Raw genomic sequence first — 18,847 nt, 5'->3', positions numbered from 1 at the left:
CAGGGCAGGCCGCGGGGCGAACACGGCCCGCCGGGCGCGCCGCCCCGCGTGGAACGTGGCCACCGTGTTCACCTCCATCGTGGGTATCGGCTCGGTCAGGTCACGGCAGGCCCTCCACCACGGGGATGGAAAGCCCTCGCCGTCAAGCGAGGGACCCCTGACGAACACGCTTTCATTCGTCTGCACCAAGTATCGCCGCGCGGTGGCGCCCTCGCGCACGTGCCCCGCTCCGGCGCGGGCGGATCCGCCGACGGCCCGCACACGGGCGGTGGGCCGCGGTGGCCGCGCGTGATCGCCGGCACGGGCACACCGGCCCCAGTGCCGGTATCGCAACGGCCAAGACCGGTCCACGGTGACACCACACACCAGTCAACCCGCTCACACGGCCGCTGGCGAGGATCCGGCGATGTCGAACCGGGCACACCCGGGCGTGTCGCGTACCTCGGTTTGAGCGCCAGGTCAGCGACCCCCGCAGGGCCCGGGTCATCCCCCGCCCGGCCGCTCCCGGCCCGCCTCGCGGGCCTGCTCGGCCCGCGCACGCCAGGCGGCGGCGTCGATCTCGACCTCGCGCAACCACTTCTCGTCGACCCGCACCGGCCGCACCGGCAGGAACCCGCCACTGGGCAGCAGCGGATCGGCGGTCACATCGGCGGTGAGCATCTGCGCGGTCGCCAGACCGCAGGCGTAGGGCAGCTCCGGCAGGGCCGCGGCCAGGGCCACGCCCGCCGCCAGACCCACCGAGGACTCCACGGCACTGGAGACCACCACCGGCAGACCGCAGGCCTCGGCCACCCGCAGCGCGGCGCGCACCCCGCCCAGCGGCTGCACCTTGAGCACCACGATGTCGGCCGCCTCGGCCGCACGCACCTTCAGCGGGTCCTCCGCCTGGCGGATGGACTCGTCGGCGGCCACCGGGACGTCGACGCGGCGCCGCACCAGGGCCAGCTCGTCCAGTCCCGCACACGGCTGCTCGACGTACTCCAGGTCGAACCGGTCCAGCTCGCGCACCATCCGCACCGCGGTCCCGGCGTCCCAGCCACCGTTGGCGTCCACGCGCACCCGACCCGAGGGCCCCAGGGCGTGGCGGACCGCCTCCACCCGGGCGATGTCCTCGCCCGGGTCCTGCCCGCGTTCGGCGACCTTGACCTTGGCGGTCGCGCACCCGCCGGCGGCCACGATCCGCGCGGCCCGCTCCGGACCGACCGCGGGCACGGTCACGTTGACCGGCACACGGTCGCGCACCGGCGCGGGCCAGCCCTGGTAGGCCGCCTCATGGCAGGCCGCCCACCAGCGCGAGGACTCGCGCGGCCCGTACTCGGCGAAGGGCGAGAACTCACCCCACCCCGCCGGTCCGCGCACGAGCAGCCCCTCGCGGACGGTGATGCCGCGGAACCGGTTGCGCAGGCCGAGAGCGAAGGCGCGGGACCCGGCGAGTGCCCCCGCCGGATCGGTGGCCGAGCAGGTCACGGGCGGCGCGGGAACTTGTCGAACTCCGGACGGCGCTTCTCCTTGAAGGCGTCCCGGCCCTCCTGGGCCTCCTCGCTCATGTAGTAGAGCATCGTGGCGTCGCCGGCGAACTGCTGCATCCCGGCGGCGCCGTCGCTGACGGCGTTGATGGCGCCCTTGAGCATGCGCAGGGCCAGCGGGGACTTCTCCAGGAGCTCATGCGCCCACTGGACGGTCTCCTTCTCCAGGTCCGCCAGCGGCACGACCGTGTTGATCATGCCCATGTCCAGCGCCTCCTGGGCGCTGTACTGCCGGCACAGGTACCAGATCTCGCGGGCCTTCTTCAGACCCACGGTCTCGGCCAGCAGCCAGGACCCGTAACCGCCGTCGAACGAGCCGACCTTGGGGCCGGTCTGGCCGAACTTGGCGTTGTCGGCGGCGATGGTCAGGTCGCAGCACACCTGCAGGACGTTGCCACCGCCGATGGACCAGCCCGCGACCATGCAGATGACCGGCTTGGGCAGACGGCGGATCTGCACCTGCAGGTCCAGCACGTTCAGGCGGCCGATGCCCTGCTTGGCCACGGCGTCATCGCCCATGTAGCCGTCGTCGCCACGGATCTTCTGGTCACCGCCCGAGCAGAACGCCTGGTCACCGGCACCGGTGAAGATGATCACACCGACCTCGGAGTCGTCGCGGGCGATGTTGAACGCCTGCTGGAGCTCGAACAAGGTCTGCGGCCGGAAGGCGTTGTGCCGTTCCGGGCGGTTGATCGTGATCTTGGCGATGCCCTCCGCGGTCTCGTAGATGATGTCGGAATACTCGCCCGACCGCTGCCAGTCGATCACGCTGCTCACGGCTTCTGCTTCTCCTCACGGGGACACTGGGGACGGCGCGGACACGACCGAAACGGCCGCGTCCAAGCGTCAACCCTACGCATTGTGCCAGGCGGGGTGGCCCCGTACGGCACGCCCCCGCCCACCACGGCCGAGCTCCCGCGGAGCCGGGGCGGGCGTACCCTGTCCCCCGTGGCACGAGTGACAGCAGCAGACGCGGCGCGATCCCCGGAGCAGGCGCCCGCCCCCGGTGCGGGCCGCCCCCTCCAGGCGCTCGTGGGGTTGGCGCCCCAGGAGATCGGGCGCCGTGTGGCGCGCGCCCTGGACGGCGAGGGCCCGGCCCTGCTGCCCGTCCCCGACGGCACACCCCGGGCGCGGGTGGACGAACTGCTCACCGCGATGCGCGCGGACTCGGTGCGCACGCCCGAGGGCGTCACGGCGCTGGCCGGCGGTGCGCCCGCGCGCCCCGACACCGCTCTGGTCATCACCACCTCCGGTTCCACCGGCGTGCCCAAGGGCGTGGAACTGTCCGCGTCCGCCCTGCGCGCCTCCGCGCTGGCCTCGGTGGAGCGTATGGGCGCCGCTCCGGGAGACCGGTGGCTGTGCGTGCTGCCCGCGGGACACATCTCCGGACTCCAGGTGATCATCCGGGCGCTGGTCACCGGGACCGAGGCGGTGCACGCGGCCTTCGACACCCAGGGCGTGGCGGCGCTGGCCCGCGAACTGGGCCCGCACGTGTCCCTGGTCCCCACCCAGCTGCGCCGGCTGCTGGCCGCGGGCGTGGACCTGTCGGACCTGGGCACCGTCCTGCTCGGCGGCGCCGCCGCCGAACCCGACCTGTTGGCGCGCGCCCGCCGGGCCGGAGCGCGCGTGGTGACGACCTACGGCATGAGCGAGACGTGCGGGGGCTGCGTCTACGACGGCCTCCCCCTGGACGGGGTGCGGGTGCGGTTGGAGTCCGCCTCACAGGACGAGCCCGGACGCGTCCTGCTGTCGGGCCCGGTGCTGTTGAGCGGCTACCGGATGCCGCCGGGCGCCGCGGACCCCGGGGCGCTGGAACGCGACGAGGAGGGCACCGCCTGGCTGCGCACCAACGACCTGGGGTGCTGGGAGCCCGACGGCCGGCTCTCGGTGCTGGGCCGGATGGACGACGTGGTCAACTCGGGCGGGCACAAGGTGGTCCCCGGCCAGGTCAACGCGCTGCTGGCCGAGCACCCCGCGGTCGCCGAGTCGGTGGTCGTGGGCCGCGCGGACCCGGAGTGGGGTGAACGGGTCAGCGCCGTGGTGGTGCCGACCGACCCGCTGCGCCCGCCGTCGCTGGAGGAGCTGCGCGCGTGGGTGCGCGAGCGGCTGCCCGCCTACGCCGCCCCGCGCGAGCTGGAGGTCCGCGAGCACCTTCCGCTGCTGGCCTCGGGCAAGCCGGACCTGGTGGCGCTGCGCACCCCCGCGAAATGAATCCGAGGGCCCCCGGGACCGCCCACGAGCCCGATGAGGGCCGGGCGAACACACGCACCGGGTCGCTCACCACGTGAATCGGCGTTTACCGGTGCACTCCGTTCCCATGGGACCCTGTCGACTACAGGTGCGGCGGACACGTCCGCCGGCACCGCCGGAATCCCTTGTGAGCTGGGGGCACTGCACCCCCCGGCGGCGATGTCGGACCACGGCCGTCCCGGGCCGTGTCCGGTAGGCGGGGAACTTCCGGAAGATCCCCGACGTCTACTTGTGTATCCGGTCCTTCGGCCCCTCTTCCCAAGGAGGTCCGCAGTTGGCGACAGCCATCGGTCCACTCGCACCAGGCCCTGCGTCCTCCGCCGTGCCCGGCTGCGCCGACGAACCGCGCACGCGACCGAAGATGGTGCCCATTACCCGCTCGGATCGGCGCGAGGCCACTTCCCACACCGTGATTTGTGTCACTCGCACCGATATCCAATCGAGACAGGGAACATTTGACCTGTCGACACGTTGGACATATTGGCGCGTCCAGTCGGCGGGAACCCTCCGCCACGTGCCACACGTCTTGGAAGGGAGGGAGGTGCCCCGATGACGAGCACTGCCCTAGCCGCTTCGGTACCCGAATCCACAGGGACCGCTCCGCACCCGGAGGGCTCCGCGGACGGCGCTCTGTCCGACCTGCTCGAACGCGGGCGCTCCCAGGGACACCTGTCACTCTCCGAACTACGTACCGCTTTCTCCGCGGCCGGAGTCACCTCTGCTGACGGCCGCTCCATCCTGCGTGAACTCACCGAGAACGGGGTCCGACTCGCCAACGGGGGCGACGACACCGTGCTGGTGGCCGATGCTGACGCCGAGGACGACGTGCTGGAAAACACTCTCATCGCGACGGTGCCCGAAACCGACGAGGCACCCAAGGCCGCGACCGGCAAGGTCGCGACCCGCAAGGGCCCCTCCGCCTCCCGGAGGAAGACCCGCACCACGCGGCGCACGACCAAGAAGACCGAGACCACCCAGACCGGTACCGACCCGGAAACCGGTGAGGCCGACCTGGACGACCAGTCCCCCGCCATGGGCGACTCGGTCCACACCTACCTCAAGGCCATCGGGCGGCGGCAGCTGCTCACGGCCGAGCAGGAGGTCGACCTCGCCAAGCGCGTCGAGGCCGGACTCTACGCCGAGTACCGGCTGGGCCAGCACGGTCCCATCGACGACTCCGTCGAGATGGCCCAGGCCGAGATCGACGAACTGGAGTGGGTCGCCGAGGACGGCCGCCTGGCCAAGTCCCACATGCTCGAGGCCAACCTGCGCCTGGTGGTCTCGGTCGCCAAGAAGTACAGCGACCGCGGCATGTCCCTGCTGGACGTGGTCCAGGAGGGCAACCTCGGCCTGATCCGCGCGGTGGAGAAGTTCGACTACTCCAAGGGCTTCAAGTTCTCGACCTATGCCATGTGGTGGATCCGCCAGGCCATCCAGCGCGGCTTCGCCGACTCCGCGCGCACCATCCGCCTGCCCGTGCACGTGCTGGAGCTGCTCAGCAAGGTCAGCCGCCTGGAGCGCGACATGCACCAGGCGCTGGGCCGCGAGCCCACCCCGGAGGAGCTGGGCCTGGAGCTGGACAAGACGCCGGCCCAGATCGAGGAGCTGCTGCGCGTCACCCGGCAGCCGATCAGCCTGGACTCCACCATCGGTGAGGACGGCGAGACACGCATCGGCGACCTCATCGAGGACGTCGACGCCTCCGAGGCCTCCGAGGTGGTCGACCGCCAGCTCATGGCCGACCAGCTGCGCAACGCCCTCTCGGACCTGGAGCCGCGCGAGGCGACCATCATGTCCCTGCGCTTCGGCCTCATGGACGGGCGTCCGCGCACGCTCGACGAGATCGGCAAGCACCTGGGCCTGACCCGAGAGCGCATCCGTCAGCTGGAGAAGCAGTCGCTGTCCAAGCTGCGCCACCCCAGCCGCGCACAGCAGCTGCTGGACTTCGCCAGCTAGACGCGACCGAGACGGCACGGGGCCGCCCCTCACCGGGCGGCCCCGCCGTCATGCGCGGGACCGGCGGGCGGCGGCCCGCATCAGGGCGAACCCGGAGTTTTCCCTGGAATCGGCCACGGAACCGCCACCCCCGTCGACGGCGATGGGAGGATGAAGCCATGACCTCATCGCCCTCATCCCGCCACACGGACGAGGTCGCCGCAGCTCTGCGCGCCGGCCGCGAACTCGGCCCGGAGTACGACGACGCCGTGGCCGCCTCCCTGGTCGAACGCCTCGACGACACCATCGAGGAGCGGGTGCGGCACCACATCACCCACACCACCGCGCAGGCCGCCCCCGCCAAGGCGGGCATGCCCTCCAACACCGTGCGGTTCGTGCTGTCGCTGGTGTGCCTGGGGGTGAGCATCCCGCTCACGGCGATCACCGCCTCCCTGGTGGGAGGCGCGGCCGTGCCGGTCGTGTGGGTCGGACTCGTCCTGTTCTACATCGTCTCCGTCGTAGGGCTGCGCCGCTAGGCGTCCGTTGAGGGGGGTAGCCCGCACTGCGCGCAGCGCCCCCGGGCGATGGCGGGCGACGGGTGGGCTGCGCCGCTAGGCGTCGGGGGTAGCCCGCCCTAGTGCTCTGACCGAGAAGGTTCGCCGGGGCGGTCGTCCGGGCGGTTGGATGCACGGTGACGTCCGATCCGATTGCCGGGGGTGGAGTGGCTGAGCTTGTCCATGTGCGCAGGTTGACCGACCAGGAGGGGCAGAAGCTGCAGCAGATCGTGCGCCGGGGCAGGGGCAGCACCAATTCGGTGCGGTTCCGGCGCGCGATGATGCTGCTGGCCTCGGCCGGCGGAAACCGGGTGCCGGTGATCGCGAAGCTGGTGCAGGCCAACGAGGACACCGTCCGCGACGTGATCCACCGGTTCAATGAGATCGGCCTGGCCCGCTTGGACCATCGGTGGACGGGAGGCCGTTCCCGCCTGCTCAGCGATGACGACGAGGACTTCGTCATCCAGACGGCCACCGCCCGCCCGAGCAAGCTCGGTCAGCCCTTCACCCGCTGGTCCATCCGCAAGCTCGCCGCCTACCTGCGGAGAGTGCACGGCCGTGTCATCCGGATCGGCCGCGAGGCGTTACGGTGCCTGCTCGCCCGCCGCGGTGTCACCTTTCAGCGGACCAAGACGTGGAAGGAGTCGCCTGACCTCAAGCGCGACGCCAAGCTGGACCGCATCGAGGAGGTGCTGGAGCGTTTCCCGGATCGTGTATTTGCGTTCGACGAGTTCGGGCCCCTGGGCATCCGGCCCACCGCCGGGTCGTGCTGGGCCGAGCAAGGCCGGCCCGAGCGGCATCCCGCGACTTACCACCGCACCCACGGGGTGCGGTACTTCCACGGTTGCTACTCGATCGGCGACGACACCCTCTGGGGCGTCAACCGCCGCAGGAAGGGTGCCGCGAACACCCTGGCTGCGCTGAAGTCGATCCGGACCGCCCGCCCGGACGGCGCCCCGATCTACGTGATCCTGGACAACCTGTCCGCCCACAAGCGCAGCGACATCCGCCGCTGGGCGAAGAAGAACAAGGTCGAGTTGTGCTTCACCCCGACCTACGCCTCGTGGGCCAACCCCATCGAGGCGCACTTCGGACCGCTTCGCCAGTTCACCATCGCGAACTCGCACTACCCCAACCACACTGTGCAGACACGGGTCCTGCACGCCTACCTCCGCTGGCGCAACGCCAGCGCCCGCCACCGCGATGTCCTGGCCGCCGAACGCAAGGAGCGCGCCCGCGTCCGCAGCGAGAAAGGGATCCGCTGGGGCAGACGCCCCCTCGCCACCGCAGGCTGAACGATCCAACGAATCTACGCGGTCACAGCACTGGCGAGCAGGGGGTCACCGGGCAGGCGAACCGCTCGTGACCATGGGCTCATGCGGGCGAGAGCATCTCCTGAAGGATACGCTGCAGCTCGGTGCGGTCCCGCGGAGTGATCCTCGCCAGTCTGCGGTCGTACTCCGCCGCGAGGGCTGCAAGTGCACGATCCCGTGCCTCTGTGCCCTCAGCGGTTAGTACGAGCCGGTGACGCCGCAGGTCCGCGTCGTCGATCTCGCGCCGGACGAACCCCTTGGCGACGAGGTTGCGGACGTAAACCGTCACGCTCGTTTTGGGGAGCAGCAGTGCCGTCGCGATCTCGGCCGGGTACGGCGATGCCTCCACCTCGGCCAGGACGAAAAACTCCTTCGTCTCCAACCCGAGCTCGGCCAGCTCCCCCGTGCAGGCATCCATCACAACGCCCAGCAGCCGCTGGTTCAGCGTCCACAGCTGCGCCCCGTCAACTGACATGTGACCCCTCCGTCCATATGGTACAGTTTCGTATTAGTTTCAGATCGTACAATACATTGACTTGTACTGGACTCCTATGGAACAACAATCTCACGAAGGAAGCCAGGCATGCTTAAGCACCTCACGATCCCGCGCGGTCCCATCAACCTCGCCGCGGACCTCCACCTGCCCGACAACGCCGACAGCAGCGCACCGCTGCGCGCCGTGGTGCTCTCCACCCCGGGCAGCAGCGTGAAGGAGCAGATCGGCGCCAATTACGCCTCCCGTCTCGCCGCCCGCGGCATCGCGGCGCTCGTCCTCGACCCCGCCCATCAGGGTCAGAGCGAGGGCGAGCCCCGCGACCTCGAAGACCCCTACCGCCGAGGTGAGGACATCTCCTACGCCATCGACGTGCTCACCACGACCCCCGGCATCGACCCGCAGCGCATCGGCGTCCTCGGCATCTGCGCCGGTGGCGGCTACACCGTGCACACCGCTCGCACGGACCACCGCATCAAGGCGGTCGGCACGGTCGTCCCCGTCAACATCGGCGCTGCGTTCCGCAGCTTCTCCCCCGACGGTCCGGCCGCAGCACTCGACGCCCTCGCGGACGCACGGACCGAAGAGGCCCGCTCCGGCGAGACGACCCGCGTGAACTGGCTGCCCGTCACCCTGGAGGACGCCACAACAGCGGGCCTGACCGACATCGACACCACTCAAGCCGTCACCTACTACCGCACCGAGCGCGGCGGTAACGAATACTCCACGAACCGGCGCCTCTTGCGCAGCGACTCCCTCCTGCTGGGCTACGACGCGTTCCACCTGGCCGATCGGCTCATGACCCAGCCACTCCAGGTCATCCTCGCCGGACGCATCGGCAACACCGGCTCCTACGACACCGGCATGCAGCTGTGGAAGCTGGCCCCCAACCCCGTCGACCTCATGGTGATCGACGGCGCCGGCCACTACGAGATGTACGACGAACCCGAATACGTCGACGCTGCCGTCGAACGACTCACCAGCTTCTATGCGAACAACCTGTAAGGCATCCGAACCGGCGAACCTTCCCGGTCAGAGCACTAGAAGAACACGACCAGCACCAGCCACAGCAGGCCGAGCACGATGAGCCCGAACACGGCCAGCACCGCGATCGTCTGGGCATTGCTGCGCCGCGGCTGGAAGTCGTAGTCGCCCTGGTAGCCGAGCTCGTTGTGGTAGTGCCGGTGGTGGGCCCGCGCCCAACGGCGCCGCCCCTCCCGCCGGTCCCGCGAGGACCCCGACGCACCCGAGGCTCCCGCTCCACGGCCGGAGGCACCCGACCGGGACCCCGTTCCTTCCCGGCCACCGCCGCGGCTCCCACCGGACGCCCCGCCCGGCCGTCCCTTGGCGCTACCGCCGGACCGGCGTCCCTTGGACCCGCCACCAGGCCGGGGCCTGCCGCCTCCGGGCCGCCCCTTGGACCCTCCGCCCCCGCCGCCCGACGACCGTCCTGCGCCTGTTCCCTTGCCCATGGAACGCCTCCTTCGACCGCTGGGCGCCGCCAGGGGGACGGCGCCCTATGACAGTAACGATCGGGGCGTCGGCGTCGATGCGCGGACCGGGAACCCGGCCGCAGGCGGCCATCGGGGAACCCAGACCGATTCAGCCCTTGAGCGCGGCGCGCAGGATCTCGACGGCCTCGTCGTGGTCGAGCCCCACACGCGAGATGACCTCGGCGTAGGCGCGGGCGGCCGCCAGGGCCTCGGCGCGCTGGTCGTCACCGGTGGCGGCCACGAACGTGCCCGAACGGCCGCGGGTCTCGACCACCCCGGCCTGCTCCAGTTCGCGGTAGGCGCGGGCCACGGTGTTCACCGCCACCGACAGCTCGCTCGCCAGTGCCCGAACCGTGGGCAACCGGTATCCGACCGGCAGGTCGCCGTTGGCCGCCGCGATCGCCACGAGCGTCCTGATCTGCTCGTAGGGCGGTACCTTCGACGTCGGATCCACGCGGATGAAATCCGCCATCTCCTACTGCGCTCCCCACCAAGTGGTCCGCCCCCGCGGTCGCGAGCGCGGTCTTCGACCGGATGAACACCAACCTACCGTCCTCACGGGGTCCGTCAGGGGCGGCGGTGTCCCGTACGTGTCGGGGCCCAGGGTCACGAGAAGGCCCGCCGCGCCGCGTGGCGCGGACTCGGCGGGCCCGGCCCGGACCTCAGACCAGCCGGCGCGGCGTCCGCTTGATCCCGTGCAGGCGGTGGCTCTCCCGGGCGGTGAGCAGCTGCTCGGCGTCCAGGGTCGCGGCGCGGACCTTCGGCCGGGCGGAGAGCTTGCGCCGGTAGATCCGGTCCGTGTATCCCTTGAGCCCCACCAGCACCCGCTCCTTGGCGTAGGCGGCGCGCATGGCCTCGGTCAGGGCGGTGTCCAGGGCGAGCCCGTGGTCGCGCAGTTCCTCCTCGGAGGCGCCGTTGGCGCTGGCGGCGTCCAGCGCCTTCTCGGCCTCGGCCACCGACCGCAGGAGCTCGGGCAGGCGCTCGGCCAGCTCCCGGTCCTGTTCCAGGCTCTCGCGCGCCTGTGTGATCCTCTGTTTGGCAAGTCCCATGTGTGCGCTCCCTACCTGCGTACCGTCGGTCGAGGCCACTGTAAAGGTGAGGAAGATCATCTGGCGACCCTGACCGCGCGTCGGTCCTGGCCGCCACGCGCCGGAGGTGCCACGCTGACCGGCGCCGAGACCGAAGGGACGACCGTGAGCAGGAACTACGCGGGCCTGAGCCGTGAACGCATCATCATCGAGGCGTTGCACATCATCGCGGGTCGAGGCCTGGGCGGGCTGTCCATGCGCCGGCTGGGTGACGCCCTGGAGGTGGAGGCGATGGCGATCTACCACCACTTCCCCCTGGGCAAGGAGCAGCTGTTCAACGCCATCGCCGCCTATGTGACCTCCCCCGGCCCCGGAGGCGGTGCCCTGGACGAGCCGGACGAGGAGACAGCCGAGGCGTCCGCGTCCGCGGAGGACACCGAGCCCGGCCGCTGGGACGAGCGCATCACCGACTGGGCCCGGGCCTACCGCGCCCGTCTGCTGGAGTACTCGGGCGCCCTGTCGCTGCTGGCGCACCGTGCGCCCCAGACGCCCAACAGCCTCACCACCCGCGCGCTCGTGCGGGGCGCGCTGGGCGAGGCCGGGCTGACCGGTGCCGACGTCGACCGCGCGGCGGACGCCCTGTACTCGTACTGCCTGGGCGCGGTGGTGCACCAGGTCCGCCACCAGCAGGAGGAGGACGCCCCGGACGCGGCCGAGGCCGAGGCGCGCTTCCACTTCGGGTTGCGGGCGCTGCTGGCGGGTCTGGTGTGAGGCCGCCGGTGACCAGCGAAGACGCGGCCGGTCACCGGCGCCGCACGGCCGGCGCCGCAAAGCGGGCCTGAGGCGCGCCCCACCGGCGAGCGTCCGGCTCGCCCCGGCCAGGGGCAGCGGGCTCGCGCGGGCGGCTCCACCACCGGACGCGCGTGCGGGCACGGGGGGCGAAACGCGTCCGAAACCGATCACCTCCCACCGCAACCGAACGCTCCCCGCGTGCGTCGGAACACTGGGGTGCCGATCACCCACATCACACGTCCCCCGGCCCGGGCACCCCTTCCACGGCCGGAGGACTGAGGAAGCGAAGCATGGTTCTCAAGCGTCTGCTCGCCGGTGTCGGATTCGGTGGAGCCTCTGTCGAAACCCAGTTGGACGGTGCCCCCACCCGGCCGGGAGGCTCGGTCCGGGGCACGGTCCACATCCAGGGCGGAGAGGTCGACCAGCGGGTCGAACAGCTCAGCGTCGGTTACCAGGCCCGGGTCGAGGTCGAGAGCGGCGACCACGAGGGCCACCAGAACATCGACTTCCACCGGGTCCAGCTCGGTGGCGCGCTGGACCTCCAGCCGGGCCACCAGATCACGGTGCCCTTCGAGATCCCCACGCCGTGGGAGACCCCCATCACGACCTACCAGGGCAGGCACCTGAACAAGATGCAGCTGGGGGTCAACACCCGCCTGCACGTGGCGAGCGCCATCGACCCCGGCGACCTGGACCCCGTGCGCGTGGACCCGCTCCCGGCCCACCTGGCGGTGCTGGACGGCCTGGGCGCCCTGGGCTTCCGGTTCCAGCAGGCCGACATGGAGAAGGGCCGGCTCCGCGGCACCCGCCAGCAGCTGCCCTTCTACCAGGAGATCGAGTACCGGGCGCCGAGCCGCTACCGGGGCCTGAACAACCTGGAACTGTCGTTCGTGACCGACGAGCGGGGGGTCGACGTCGTCCTGGAGCTGGACAAGAAGCCCGGGCTGCTCTTCACCGAGGGCCGGGACACCTTCCACCAGTTCACCATCGCCCACGGCGCCGAGGCGAGCCAGGACTGGAAGTCCTACCTGCACCAGTGGATCGACTCCATCGCCGGCCGGCGCGGCTGGCTCTGACGGTGACGGTTCAGGGGTCGGGGCGCGTGACGCGTTCCGGCCCCTGCCGGTTCAGGCCCCCTGGCGCACCCGTACGCGTTCGGCGCGGAGGCGGCGTGCCTCGTCCGGGTCCAGCAACGGCGCCGCCGTCAACAACTGACGCGTGTACTCACTCCGCGGAGACTCGTACACACTGTCGCTGTCACCCATCTCCACGACCTCGCCCCTGCGCATCACCGCGACCCGGTCCGAGACCTGACGCACCACCGCCAGATCATGGGCCACGAAGATGTACGTCAACCCGAAATCATCCTGCAACTCCGACAGCAACCGCAACACCTGGTCCTGCGTGGACACGTCCAACGCCGAGACCGGCTCATCACAGATGATCAGCTTCGGCTTCAAGATCAACGCCCGCGCGATCGCGATCCGCTGACGCTGCCCACCCGAGAACGCGTGCGGGAACCGGTTGTAATGCCCCGGCTCCAACCCCACCCGCTCAAGAAGCTCCTGCACCCGCGCGCGCACCTTCCTACCGTCGCGCTCACCCTGCACCTTCAACGCCGTACCGATCGCGTCCCCCACCGTCACCCGCGGATTCAACGACGAGTACGGGTTCTGGAACACCATCTGCACATCACGCCGCAGCGGACGCAGCTCACGATCGGACAGGTGCGTGATGTCACGGCCCTCGAACTCCACCCGGCCCCGGGTGGGCTCCAACAACCGCATGATCATCCGCGACAGAGTCGACTTACCCGACCCCGACTCCCCCACCACACCCAGCGTCTCACCCTGGCGCAGCTCGAACGAAACACCCTTGACCGCCCAGAAATCCGTCGAGCGGCCCCACATACCCCCACGCACCCTGAACCGCTGCGCCACATCCTCCACCCGCAACAGCACCCCGCCCAGGTCCGGTGCGACGGCGAAGGCGTCGAAGCCCGGTTCGGTCCGCCCGGCCCCATCGGCCCCATCGGCCCCATCGGCCCCTTCGGTCCCGTCGGTCTCGGCCCGGGTGCTCTCCGGTCCCCCGGCGCTCTCCTGGGCCGCCCGCGCGTCCGCCCGGCGCTCCCGCTGACGCTCCTGCACTGCCCGATCCGCCCGATCACGTGCCCGTCGTTGTGCGCGGGAGACCTCCACCCGCGGCACCGCGGCCAACAGAGCCCGCGTGTACGGGTGCTCCGGCGCCGACAGCACCGTGCGCACGTCCCCGCGCTCCACCGCCACGCCCTTGCGCATCACCACGACCTCGTCCACCGACCCCGCCACCACGGCCAGATCGTGCGAGACCAGGATCAGACCCATCCCCAGATCCCGGCGCAGCTCATCCAACAGGTCCAGCACCTGCGCCTGCACCGTCACATCCAGCGCCGTCGTCGGCTCGTCGGCCAACAGCACCTTCGGGTCGCACATCAACCCCATCGCGATCACCACCCGCTGGCGCATACCACCGGAGAACTCGTGCGGATAGGAGTTGATCCGCTTCGCCGGCTCCGGGATCCCCACCCGCTCCAGCGACTCCACCGCCTTCTTGCGCGCCTGGGCCTTGCCCGCCTTGGGATGGTGGACCCGGTAGGCCTCCACCAACTGGTTACCGATCGTGTACTGCGGGTGCAGCGACTGCATCGGGTCCTGGAAGACCATCGCGATGTCGTTGCCGCGCATCCGCCGCAGCTCCCGATCCGAAGCCGTGACCACGTCCTTGCCCGTGACCTCGATCGAACCAGTGATCCTGGCCCGGCTGCCCCGGTGCAACCCCATCAGCGCCAGCGACGTCACGCTCTTACCCGAGCCCGACTCGCCCACGATGCCGAGGGCGCCGCCGGCCGGCACCTCGAAGGACAACCCGTCCACCGCACGGAGCTCCCCCTCCAGAAGCGGGAACGCCACCCGCAGGTCCTCCACGCGGACGACGGGCACGGTGGGAACCGCGGACTCGCTCATAGGGGACGCCTCTGCTCTCTGGTCTGCGGCCGGTCAGCCGTGGATGCGCACACGGGGGTCGATCAGCGGATACAGCAGGTCCACGATCAGGTTGCTGAGCACGATGAAGAACGCACCGAAGAGCGTCACCCCCAGGATCACCGGAAGGTCGCTCTGAGTGATGGCCTGGACGGCGTAGCGGCCGATCCCGTTCAACGAGAAGACCTGCTCGGTCAGGACCGCGCCGCCCAGCACCAGACCCAGGTCCAGGCCGAAGATCGTCACGATCGGCGTGAGCGTCGGCCGCAGCGCGTGCTTGAGCACGACCTTGGTCTCACTCAAACCCTTGGCCCGGGCGGTACGGATGTAGTCCTCGCCCAGCGTCTCCAGCATCCCCGCACGGGTCTGCCGGGCGTACATCGCCGCGTGCAGGAACGCCAGCGTCAGCCACGGCAGGATCAGCCCCTCGGCCCACCCCGCCGGATCCTCGGCCAGGGGCACGTAGACCGGGGTGGAGAACAGCCCCCAGGCGTGCACGAGGAAGGCCAGCGACAGCAGACCGGTGAAGAAGATCGGCAGCGACACCCCCGCCAACGCGACGCCCATCGCCAGACGGTCGAACAGGCTGCCCCGCCACACCGCGGACACCACGCCCACGGCGATCCCGCCCACCAGCCAGATGACCCCGGCGCCGATCGCCAGCGACACCGTCACCGGCAGCCGAGCCACGATCTCGGGGAAGACCTCCTGGTAGGTCTGGAACGAGTACCCGAAGCACGGCGCCGAGCACTCGATCGTCTCGCGGCCGAAGCGGTACTCCGCGCCGAAGAAGATCCCGCGGACGAACTCGTAGAACTGCACCGCGACGGGCTTGTCGAGCCCGAGCCGGTCGATCGTCGCCTGGATCGCCTCCGGGGTGGGAGCGCGGCCCACGTACATCGTCGCCAGCTGCTCGGTGGTCCGGCCCGCCCACCGGGGCACCACGTAGAAGATGGCGAACGTGACCATCGTGACCACGGCCAGGAGCAGCAGGCCGGCGCCGAGTCGGCGCAGGATGTAGGTCAGCAAGGCGCGCGCTTTCTGTGGGCGGGGGTGCCCCGGTACCGGGGGCCGATCGGCGGTCGGTGCCCGCCTGGAAGCACACGGTAACCCAGTGCGATCAGGCGATCACGCTCATCCCCTCCGGCGTGTACTCCCCGGTAGCGGTACCGAGGTCCACGAAGTCCGAGCCAACTGACATAATTCGGTCATTCCGAATCGTCGATCCGCACCCCGCGCCCCCGGGTAGAAGGCTGAAGATGTGGACCCCCTGCACCCCTCCGACCCACCAAGGGTCGGCAGCTACCGGCTGACCGCACGTCTGGGCTCGGGAGGCATGGGCAAGGTCTACCTCGCCCGCACCCCCTCCGGACGCCAGGTCGTCATCAAGGTCATCCGCTCCGAACACGCCGAGAACACGGAGTTCCGTACCCGGTTCGCGCGCGAGGCCGAGATCGCCCGCCGCGTCGGCGGCTTCCACACCGCGCAGGTGGTGGACGCCGACCCCGACGCCGACCCGCCGTGGATCGCCACCGCGCACATCCCCGGCCCCACCCTGGACGAGGCCGTGCGCGCCCACGGCCCCATCGCCCCACCCGCACTGCACGTCCTGGCCGCCGGTCTGGCCGAGGGGCTCAAAGCGGTGCACGCCTGCGGGCTGGTCCACCGCGACCTCAAGCCCGGCAACATCATCCTGACCCACGACGGTCCCCGCATCATCGACTTCGGCATCGCCCGCCCCCTGGACGCCAGCAGCGTGACGGCGCAGGGCGCGGTGTTCGGCACGCTGCCCTACATGTCGCCCGAGCAGACCGACGGGTCCCACGTGGACCCGCCCTCGGACGTGTTCTCCCTGGGGACCGTGCTCGCCTACGCCGCCACCGGCAAGAACCCCTTCTCCCGGGGCTCCATGGCCGAGACCCTGCTGCGGATCATCAGCCCCGCGCCCGACCCGGGGGACATGGCCGAGGACGTGCGCGCGCTCATCGCCGAGTGCTGGCGGCACGACCCCGCCCTGCGGCCCACACCAGAACAGATCCTGGAGCGGTTCGAGGAACTCGACCTCCAGGACGCCTGGCCGCCGCCCCACCTCGCCGCCGCCGAACAGGCCGGCCCGGCGAACGGGCGCCCCTCCCAGCCACCGTTCTCCGACCCGGCGGTCTCCGCTTCGCAGGGCTCCCCCGCCCAGGGGTCCCACGCACCGAACTCCCACCCGCCCAACTCACATCCGCCCACCTCGCATCCACCGACCTCACACCCGCCCAACTCACATCCGCCCACCTCGCATCCACCGACCTCACACCCGCCGCACTCCCCGGCCCCGAACTCCGTGCCCCCGGCCCAGTGGCACCCCACACCCGCCAGGACCACCGGCCCGCGGGTGGCTCCATCACCGCCGCCCCGCCCCGTGGCACAGCGCCCCGTCGCGGCACCGCCCGCCCGACCGGCCACGACCGGCCGCGCCGTCGGGCAGTGGATCGTGGGCTTCGTCGCCGTGGCCACCGTCGGGATCCTCATCGTCGCGGGCGCCATGTGGATCTCCTCCGCCGACGACTCCGCGGGCACGGACGCCCCGCCCGTGCCCTTCGACGCGGCCTCGGCCCTGGGCACCTTCACCCACGGCGCCGACGTCGAGTCGGTGGCCTTCAGCCCGGACGGCACCCTGATCGCCGCCGGCGGCGTCGACGGCACCGCCCGGGTCTGGGACGTGGCCGGCGGCGAGGAGGTCGCCACCCTCGAAGGCCACACCGACTGGATCCGGTCGATGGACTTCAACGCCGACGGCACCGCGCTCGCCACCGGCAGCGACGACCGCACCGCACGCGTGTGGGACCTGGACAGCGGCGAGTCGACCGCCACCTTCGAGGGACACACCGACTGGGTGCGCTCCGTGGACCTGCACCCCGACGGCACCACTCTGGCCACCGGCGGCGACGACAACACGGCCCGCCTGTGGGAGGTCTCCAGCGGCGACGAGACCGCCACCCTGGAGGGACACTCCGACTGGATCCGGACCGTGGCCTTCAACGCCGACGGCACCGCCCTGGCCACCGGCAGTGACGACGGCACCGTACGGCTGTGGGACCCCGAGGAGGGCGAGACCACCGCGACCCTGGAGGGGGCCGAGTCCTTCCCCTTGGACATGGCCTTCAGCGCCGACGGCACCATCCTGGCCGTCGGCAGTGTGAGCCACTCCGTGCAGATCTGGGACACCGGGAGCGGCGCCGAGATCGCCTCGATCACCGACCACCACGAGCAGGTCCGCGCCGTCGCCTTCGGCCCCGCCGGCTCGACCCTGTACACCGGCGGCGACGACGGCACGGCCCGGGTGTGGGACGCCGCCACCGGCGAGAGCGTCTCCGCGGTCGAGCTGGAGGGCTACGTGGTCGCGCTGCACTCCGGCGAGGAGGGCACCACCGCCGCCACCGTCCAGGACGACGGCACCGTCAGCCTGTGGAGCCTCGTCTGAACCCGCGGGGGCCTGGCGCCCCGCGGCGCCGGGCCGCGGACGCCAGGGCCCGACCTGGGCCCCGGTGCGGGTGGCGCGCCCTCACCCCGGCCACCTGGACACGGTCATGATCGACTGCCGGGCGACGCCCCCTCGCCGCACCGGCCCCGAGAACACGTGGGAACTCCGTTGACGGACACAGCAGCGCACGACCAGGGCCAGGAACGAAGAGCCGGCGGATTCTCCATCGCGGCACTCGTGCTGGGGCTGTCGGGCTTCCTCCTCCTGCCCATCCCCCTCGCCATCGTCCTCGGCCTGATCGCCCTCTTCCGGATCCACAGGTCACCGGCCTCGCCCCCTCCCGACGCCTCCGGACCCGCGACCGCCAAGACCGTCGGCGTCATCTTCTCCCTGGTCGGAATCGTGGCCGCGGGGGTGTGGAGCATCGGATGGGCCGCCGCCCTCGTCCTCGTCCACGACAGGGCCGCATCCGGCCCCTACACCCTGCAGGACCAGAACCCGCCGGCCCCGGACGCCGTCCCGGCCGTCCCGGCCGACACGGACCCGGACGCCTCCGCCGACCTGTGCGAACCCCCGCCCGGCTACGCCACCGTGTGCACACTGCAAGCCGGGGACTGCTTCATCGAGCCCGCGGACAGGGAGTTCTACGAGATCGAGCTCATCGCCTGCGACGAGCCGCACAACGCCCAGGTGATCGGCTCCTACTCCCCCTCCACCGGCGACTGGCCCGGATGGTCCTCCTTCATCGCCGACATCGACTCCGCCTGCCGACCGATGAGCGAGAGCGCCCTGGACCCCGAACGCACACCGGACGCGTTCTTCATCGGCTACCTCGCGCCGGACGAGGAAGCGTGGGACTCCGGCGTGCAGGAGGCCCTCTGCTACGTGTCCACCGGCGGCGAGTCCTGGACCACCTCCCTCATGTAGCCGGATTCGCGGCCGCCGCGGGACGACCCGGGTGCGCTCGAAAGAAA

General features: G+C 71.2%; 17 protein-coding genes. 9 read left to right on the top strand and 8 right to left on the bottom strand.

Features of this window, described 5'->3' with window-relative positions; translation table 11 throughout:
• Window positions 1–483: 483 nt before the first annotated feature.
• Together DFP74_RS19585 and menB are read right to left on the bottom strand one after the other, a co-directional pair.
• On the bottom strand, window positions 484–1,467 hold the full coding sequence (locus DFP74_RS19585) for an o-succinylbenzoate synthase (RefSeq protein ID WP_121183522.1): 984 nt from the start codon (window positions 1,465–1,467) through the stop codon (window positions 484–486).
• Window positions 1,464–2,303, bottom strand: coding sequence for a 1,4-dihydroxy-2-naphthoyl-CoA synthase (gene menB / locus DFP74_RS19580; RefSeq protein WP_121183520.1), 840 nt, complete (start codon window positions 2,301–2,303; stop codon window positions 1,464–1,466). Before menB ends, DFP74_RS19585 begins: the two co-directional genes overlap by 4 nt.
• Before the next feature lie 180 nt (window positions 2,304–2,483).
• Between menB and DFP74_RS19575 the strand changes: the two genes are divergently transcribed.
• The 4 genes from DFP74_RS19575 to DFP74_RS19560 all read left to right on the top strand — a co-directional run bounded on the left by DFP74_RS19575 (window position 2,484) and on the right by DFP74_RS19560 (window position 7,560).
• Window positions 2,484–3,737 (top strand): AMP-binding protein, encoded by a 1,254-nt coding sequence (locus DFP74_RS19575; protein ID WP_370013513.1) that lies wholly within the window; start codon window positions 2,484–2,486, stop codon window positions 3,735–3,737.
• 588 nt (window positions 3,738–4,325) lie between these two features.
• On the top strand, window positions 4,326–5,732 hold the full coding sequence (locus tag DFP74_RS19570) for a sigma-70 family RNA polymerase sigma factor (RefSeq protein WP_121183516.1): 1,407 nt from the start codon (window positions 4,326–4,328) through the stop codon (window positions 5,730–5,732).
• A 158-nt stretch (window positions 5,733–5,890) separates the two neighbouring features.
• Window positions 5,891–6,247, top strand: a complete 357-nt coding sequence (locus DFP74_RS19565; RefSeq protein WP_121183514.1) for a hypothetical protein — start codon at window positions 5,891–5,893, stop codon at window positions 6,245–6,247.
• 185 nt (window positions 6,248–6,432) lie between these two features.
• Window positions 6,433–7,560: an IS630 family transposase gene (locus tag DFP74_RS19560; protein WP_199725918.1), complete on the top strand. Its 1,128-nt coding sequence runs from the start codon at window positions 6,433–6,435 to the stop codon at window positions 7,558–7,560.
• Between the two features lie 79 nt (window positions 7,561–7,639).
• On the opposite strand, the gene DFP74_RS19555 is transcribed toward DFP74_RS19560, so the two are convergent.
• Window positions 7,640–8,053, bottom strand: a complete 414-nt coding sequence (locus tag DFP74_RS19555) for a MarR family winged helix-turn-helix transcriptional regulator (RefSeq protein ID WP_121183510.1) — start codon at window positions 8,051–8,053, stop codon at window positions 7,640–7,642.
• Window positions 8,054–8,161: 108 nt separating this feature from the next.
• Between DFP74_RS19555 and DFP74_RS19550 the strand changes: the two genes are divergently transcribed.
• Window positions 8,162–9,076: an alpha/beta hydrolase gene (locus tag DFP74_RS19550; protein ID WP_121183509.1), complete on the top strand. Its 915-nt coding sequence runs from the start codon at window positions 8,162–8,164 to the stop codon at window positions 9,074–9,076.
• A 35-nt stretch (window positions 9,077–9,111) separates the two neighbouring features.
• Here the strand turns inward: DFP74_RS19550 and DFP74_RS19545 are convergent, their stop codons facing one another.
• The 3 genes from DFP74_RS19545 to DFP74_RS19535 form a co-directional block, all read right to left on the bottom strand.
• Complete coding sequence (locus DFP74_RS19545; RefSeq protein WP_121183507.1) at window positions 9,112–9,543, bottom strand: hypothetical protein; 432 nt, start codon at window positions 9,541–9,543, stop codon at window positions 9,112–9,114.
• Between the two features lie 130 nt (window positions 9,544–9,673).
• Complete coding sequence (locus DFP74_RS19540; protein ID WP_121183505.1) at window positions 9,674–10,036, bottom strand: GntR family transcriptional regulator; 363 nt, start codon at window positions 10,034–10,036, stop codon at window positions 9,674–9,676.
• A 190-nt stretch (window positions 10,037–10,226) separates the two neighbouring features.
• Window positions 10,227–10,613, bottom strand: coding sequence for a hypothetical protein (locus tag DFP74_RS19535; protein ID WP_121183503.1), 387 nt, complete (start codon window positions 10,611–10,613; stop codon window positions 10,227–10,229).
• 144 nt (window positions 10,614–10,757) lie between these two features.
• Between DFP74_RS19535 and DFP74_RS19530 the strand changes: the two genes are divergently transcribed.
• Window positions 10,758–11,363, top strand: coding sequence for a TetR/AcrR family transcriptional regulator (locus DFP74_RS19530; protein WP_121183501.1), 606 nt, complete (start codon window positions 10,758–10,760; stop codon window positions 11,361–11,363).
• Window positions 11,364–11,674: 311 nt separating this feature from the next.
• The gene (locus DFP74_RS19525; RefSeq protein WP_121183499.1) at window positions 11,675–12,460 is read left to right on the top strand and encodes a sporulation protein; all 786 of its coding nucleotides are present in this window, start codon (window positions 11,675–11,677) and stop codon (window positions 12,458–12,460) included.
• 51 nt (window positions 12,461–12,511) lie between these two features.
• Here the strand turns inward: DFP74_RS19525 and DFP74_RS19520 are convergent, their stop codons facing one another.
• Window positions 12,512–14,386 (bottom strand): ABC transporter ATP-binding protein, encoded by a 1,875-nt coding sequence (locus DFP74_RS19520; RefSeq protein WP_121183497.1) that lies wholly within the window; start codon window positions 14,384–14,386, stop codon window positions 12,512–12,514.
• A 33-nt stretch (window positions 14,387–14,419) separates the two neighbouring features.
• Window positions 14,420–15,433 carry an ABC transporter permease gene (locus DFP74_RS19515; RefSeq protein ID WP_121183495.1) on the bottom strand — a complete coding sequence of 338 codons (1,014 nt, stop codon included), beginning with the start codon at window positions 15,431–15,433 and terminating at the stop codon, window positions 14,420–14,422.
• Between the two features lie 232 nt (window positions 15,434–15,665).
• On the opposite strand from DFP74_RS19515, the gene DFP74_RS19510 reads away from it, so the two are divergent.
• On the top strand, window positions 15,666–17,873 hold the full coding sequence (locus DFP74_RS19510) for a WD40 repeat domain-containing serine/threonine protein kinase (protein WP_121183493.1): 2,208 nt from the start codon (window positions 15,666–15,668) through the stop codon (window positions 17,871–17,873).
• 168 nt (window positions 17,874–18,041) lie between these two features.
• Entirely contained in the window at window positions 18,042–18,800 is a 759-nt protein-coding gene (locus DFP74_RS19505) for a DUF4190 domain-containing protein (RefSeq protein ID WP_147453887.1), read from the top strand.
• Window positions 18,801–18,847: the final 47 nt, after the last annotated feature.

This window comes from Nocardiopsis sp. Huas11, assembly GCF_003634495.1.
Classification (GTDB): domain Bacteria; phylum Actinomycetota; class Actinomycetes; order Streptosporangiales; family Streptosporangiaceae; genus Nocardiopsis.
This window is presented reverse-complemented; position numbering and strand designations above follow the sequence as displayed.

Excerpts from the sequence above, each read along its gene's own strand:
- DFP74_RS19540 (WP_121183505.1), bottom strand. The coding sequence starts at position 10,036 with ATGGCGGATTTCATCCGCGTGGATCCGACGTCGAAGGTACCGCCCTAC.
- DFP74_RS19570 (WP_121183516.1), top strand. The coding sequence starts at position 4,326 with ATGACGAGCACTGCCCTAGCCGCTTCGGTACCCGAATCCACAGGGACC.
- DFP74_RS19565 (WP_121183514.1), top strand. The coding sequence starts at position 5,891 with ATGACCTCATCGCCCTCATCCCGCCACACGGACGAGGTCGCCGCAGCT.
- DFP74_RS19535 (WP_121183503.1), bottom strand. The coding sequence starts at position 10,613 with ATGGGACTTGCCAAACAGAGGATCACACAGGCGCGCGAGAGCCTGGAA.
- DFP74_RS19545 (WP_121183507.1), bottom strand. The coding sequence starts at position 9,543 with ATGGGCAAGGGAACAGGCGCAGGACGGTCGTCGGGCGGCGGGGGCGGA.
- DFP74_RS19555 (WP_121183510.1), bottom strand. The coding sequence starts at position 8,053 with ATGTCAGTTGACGGGGCGCAGCTGTGGACGCTGAACCAGCGGCTGCTG.
- DFP74_RS19525 (WP_121183499.1), top strand. The coding sequence starts at position 11,675 with ATGGTTCTCAAGCGTCTGCTCGCCGGTGTCGGATTCGGTGGAGCCTCT.
- DFP74_RS19520 (WP_121183497.1), bottom strand. The coding sequence starts at position 14,386 with ATGAGCGAGTCCGCGGTTCCCACCGTGCCCGTCGTCCGCGTGGAGGAC.
- DFP74_RS19550 (WP_121183509.1), top strand. The coding sequence starts at position 8,162 with ATGCTTAAGCACCTCACGATCCCGCGCGGTCCCATCAACCTCGCCGCG.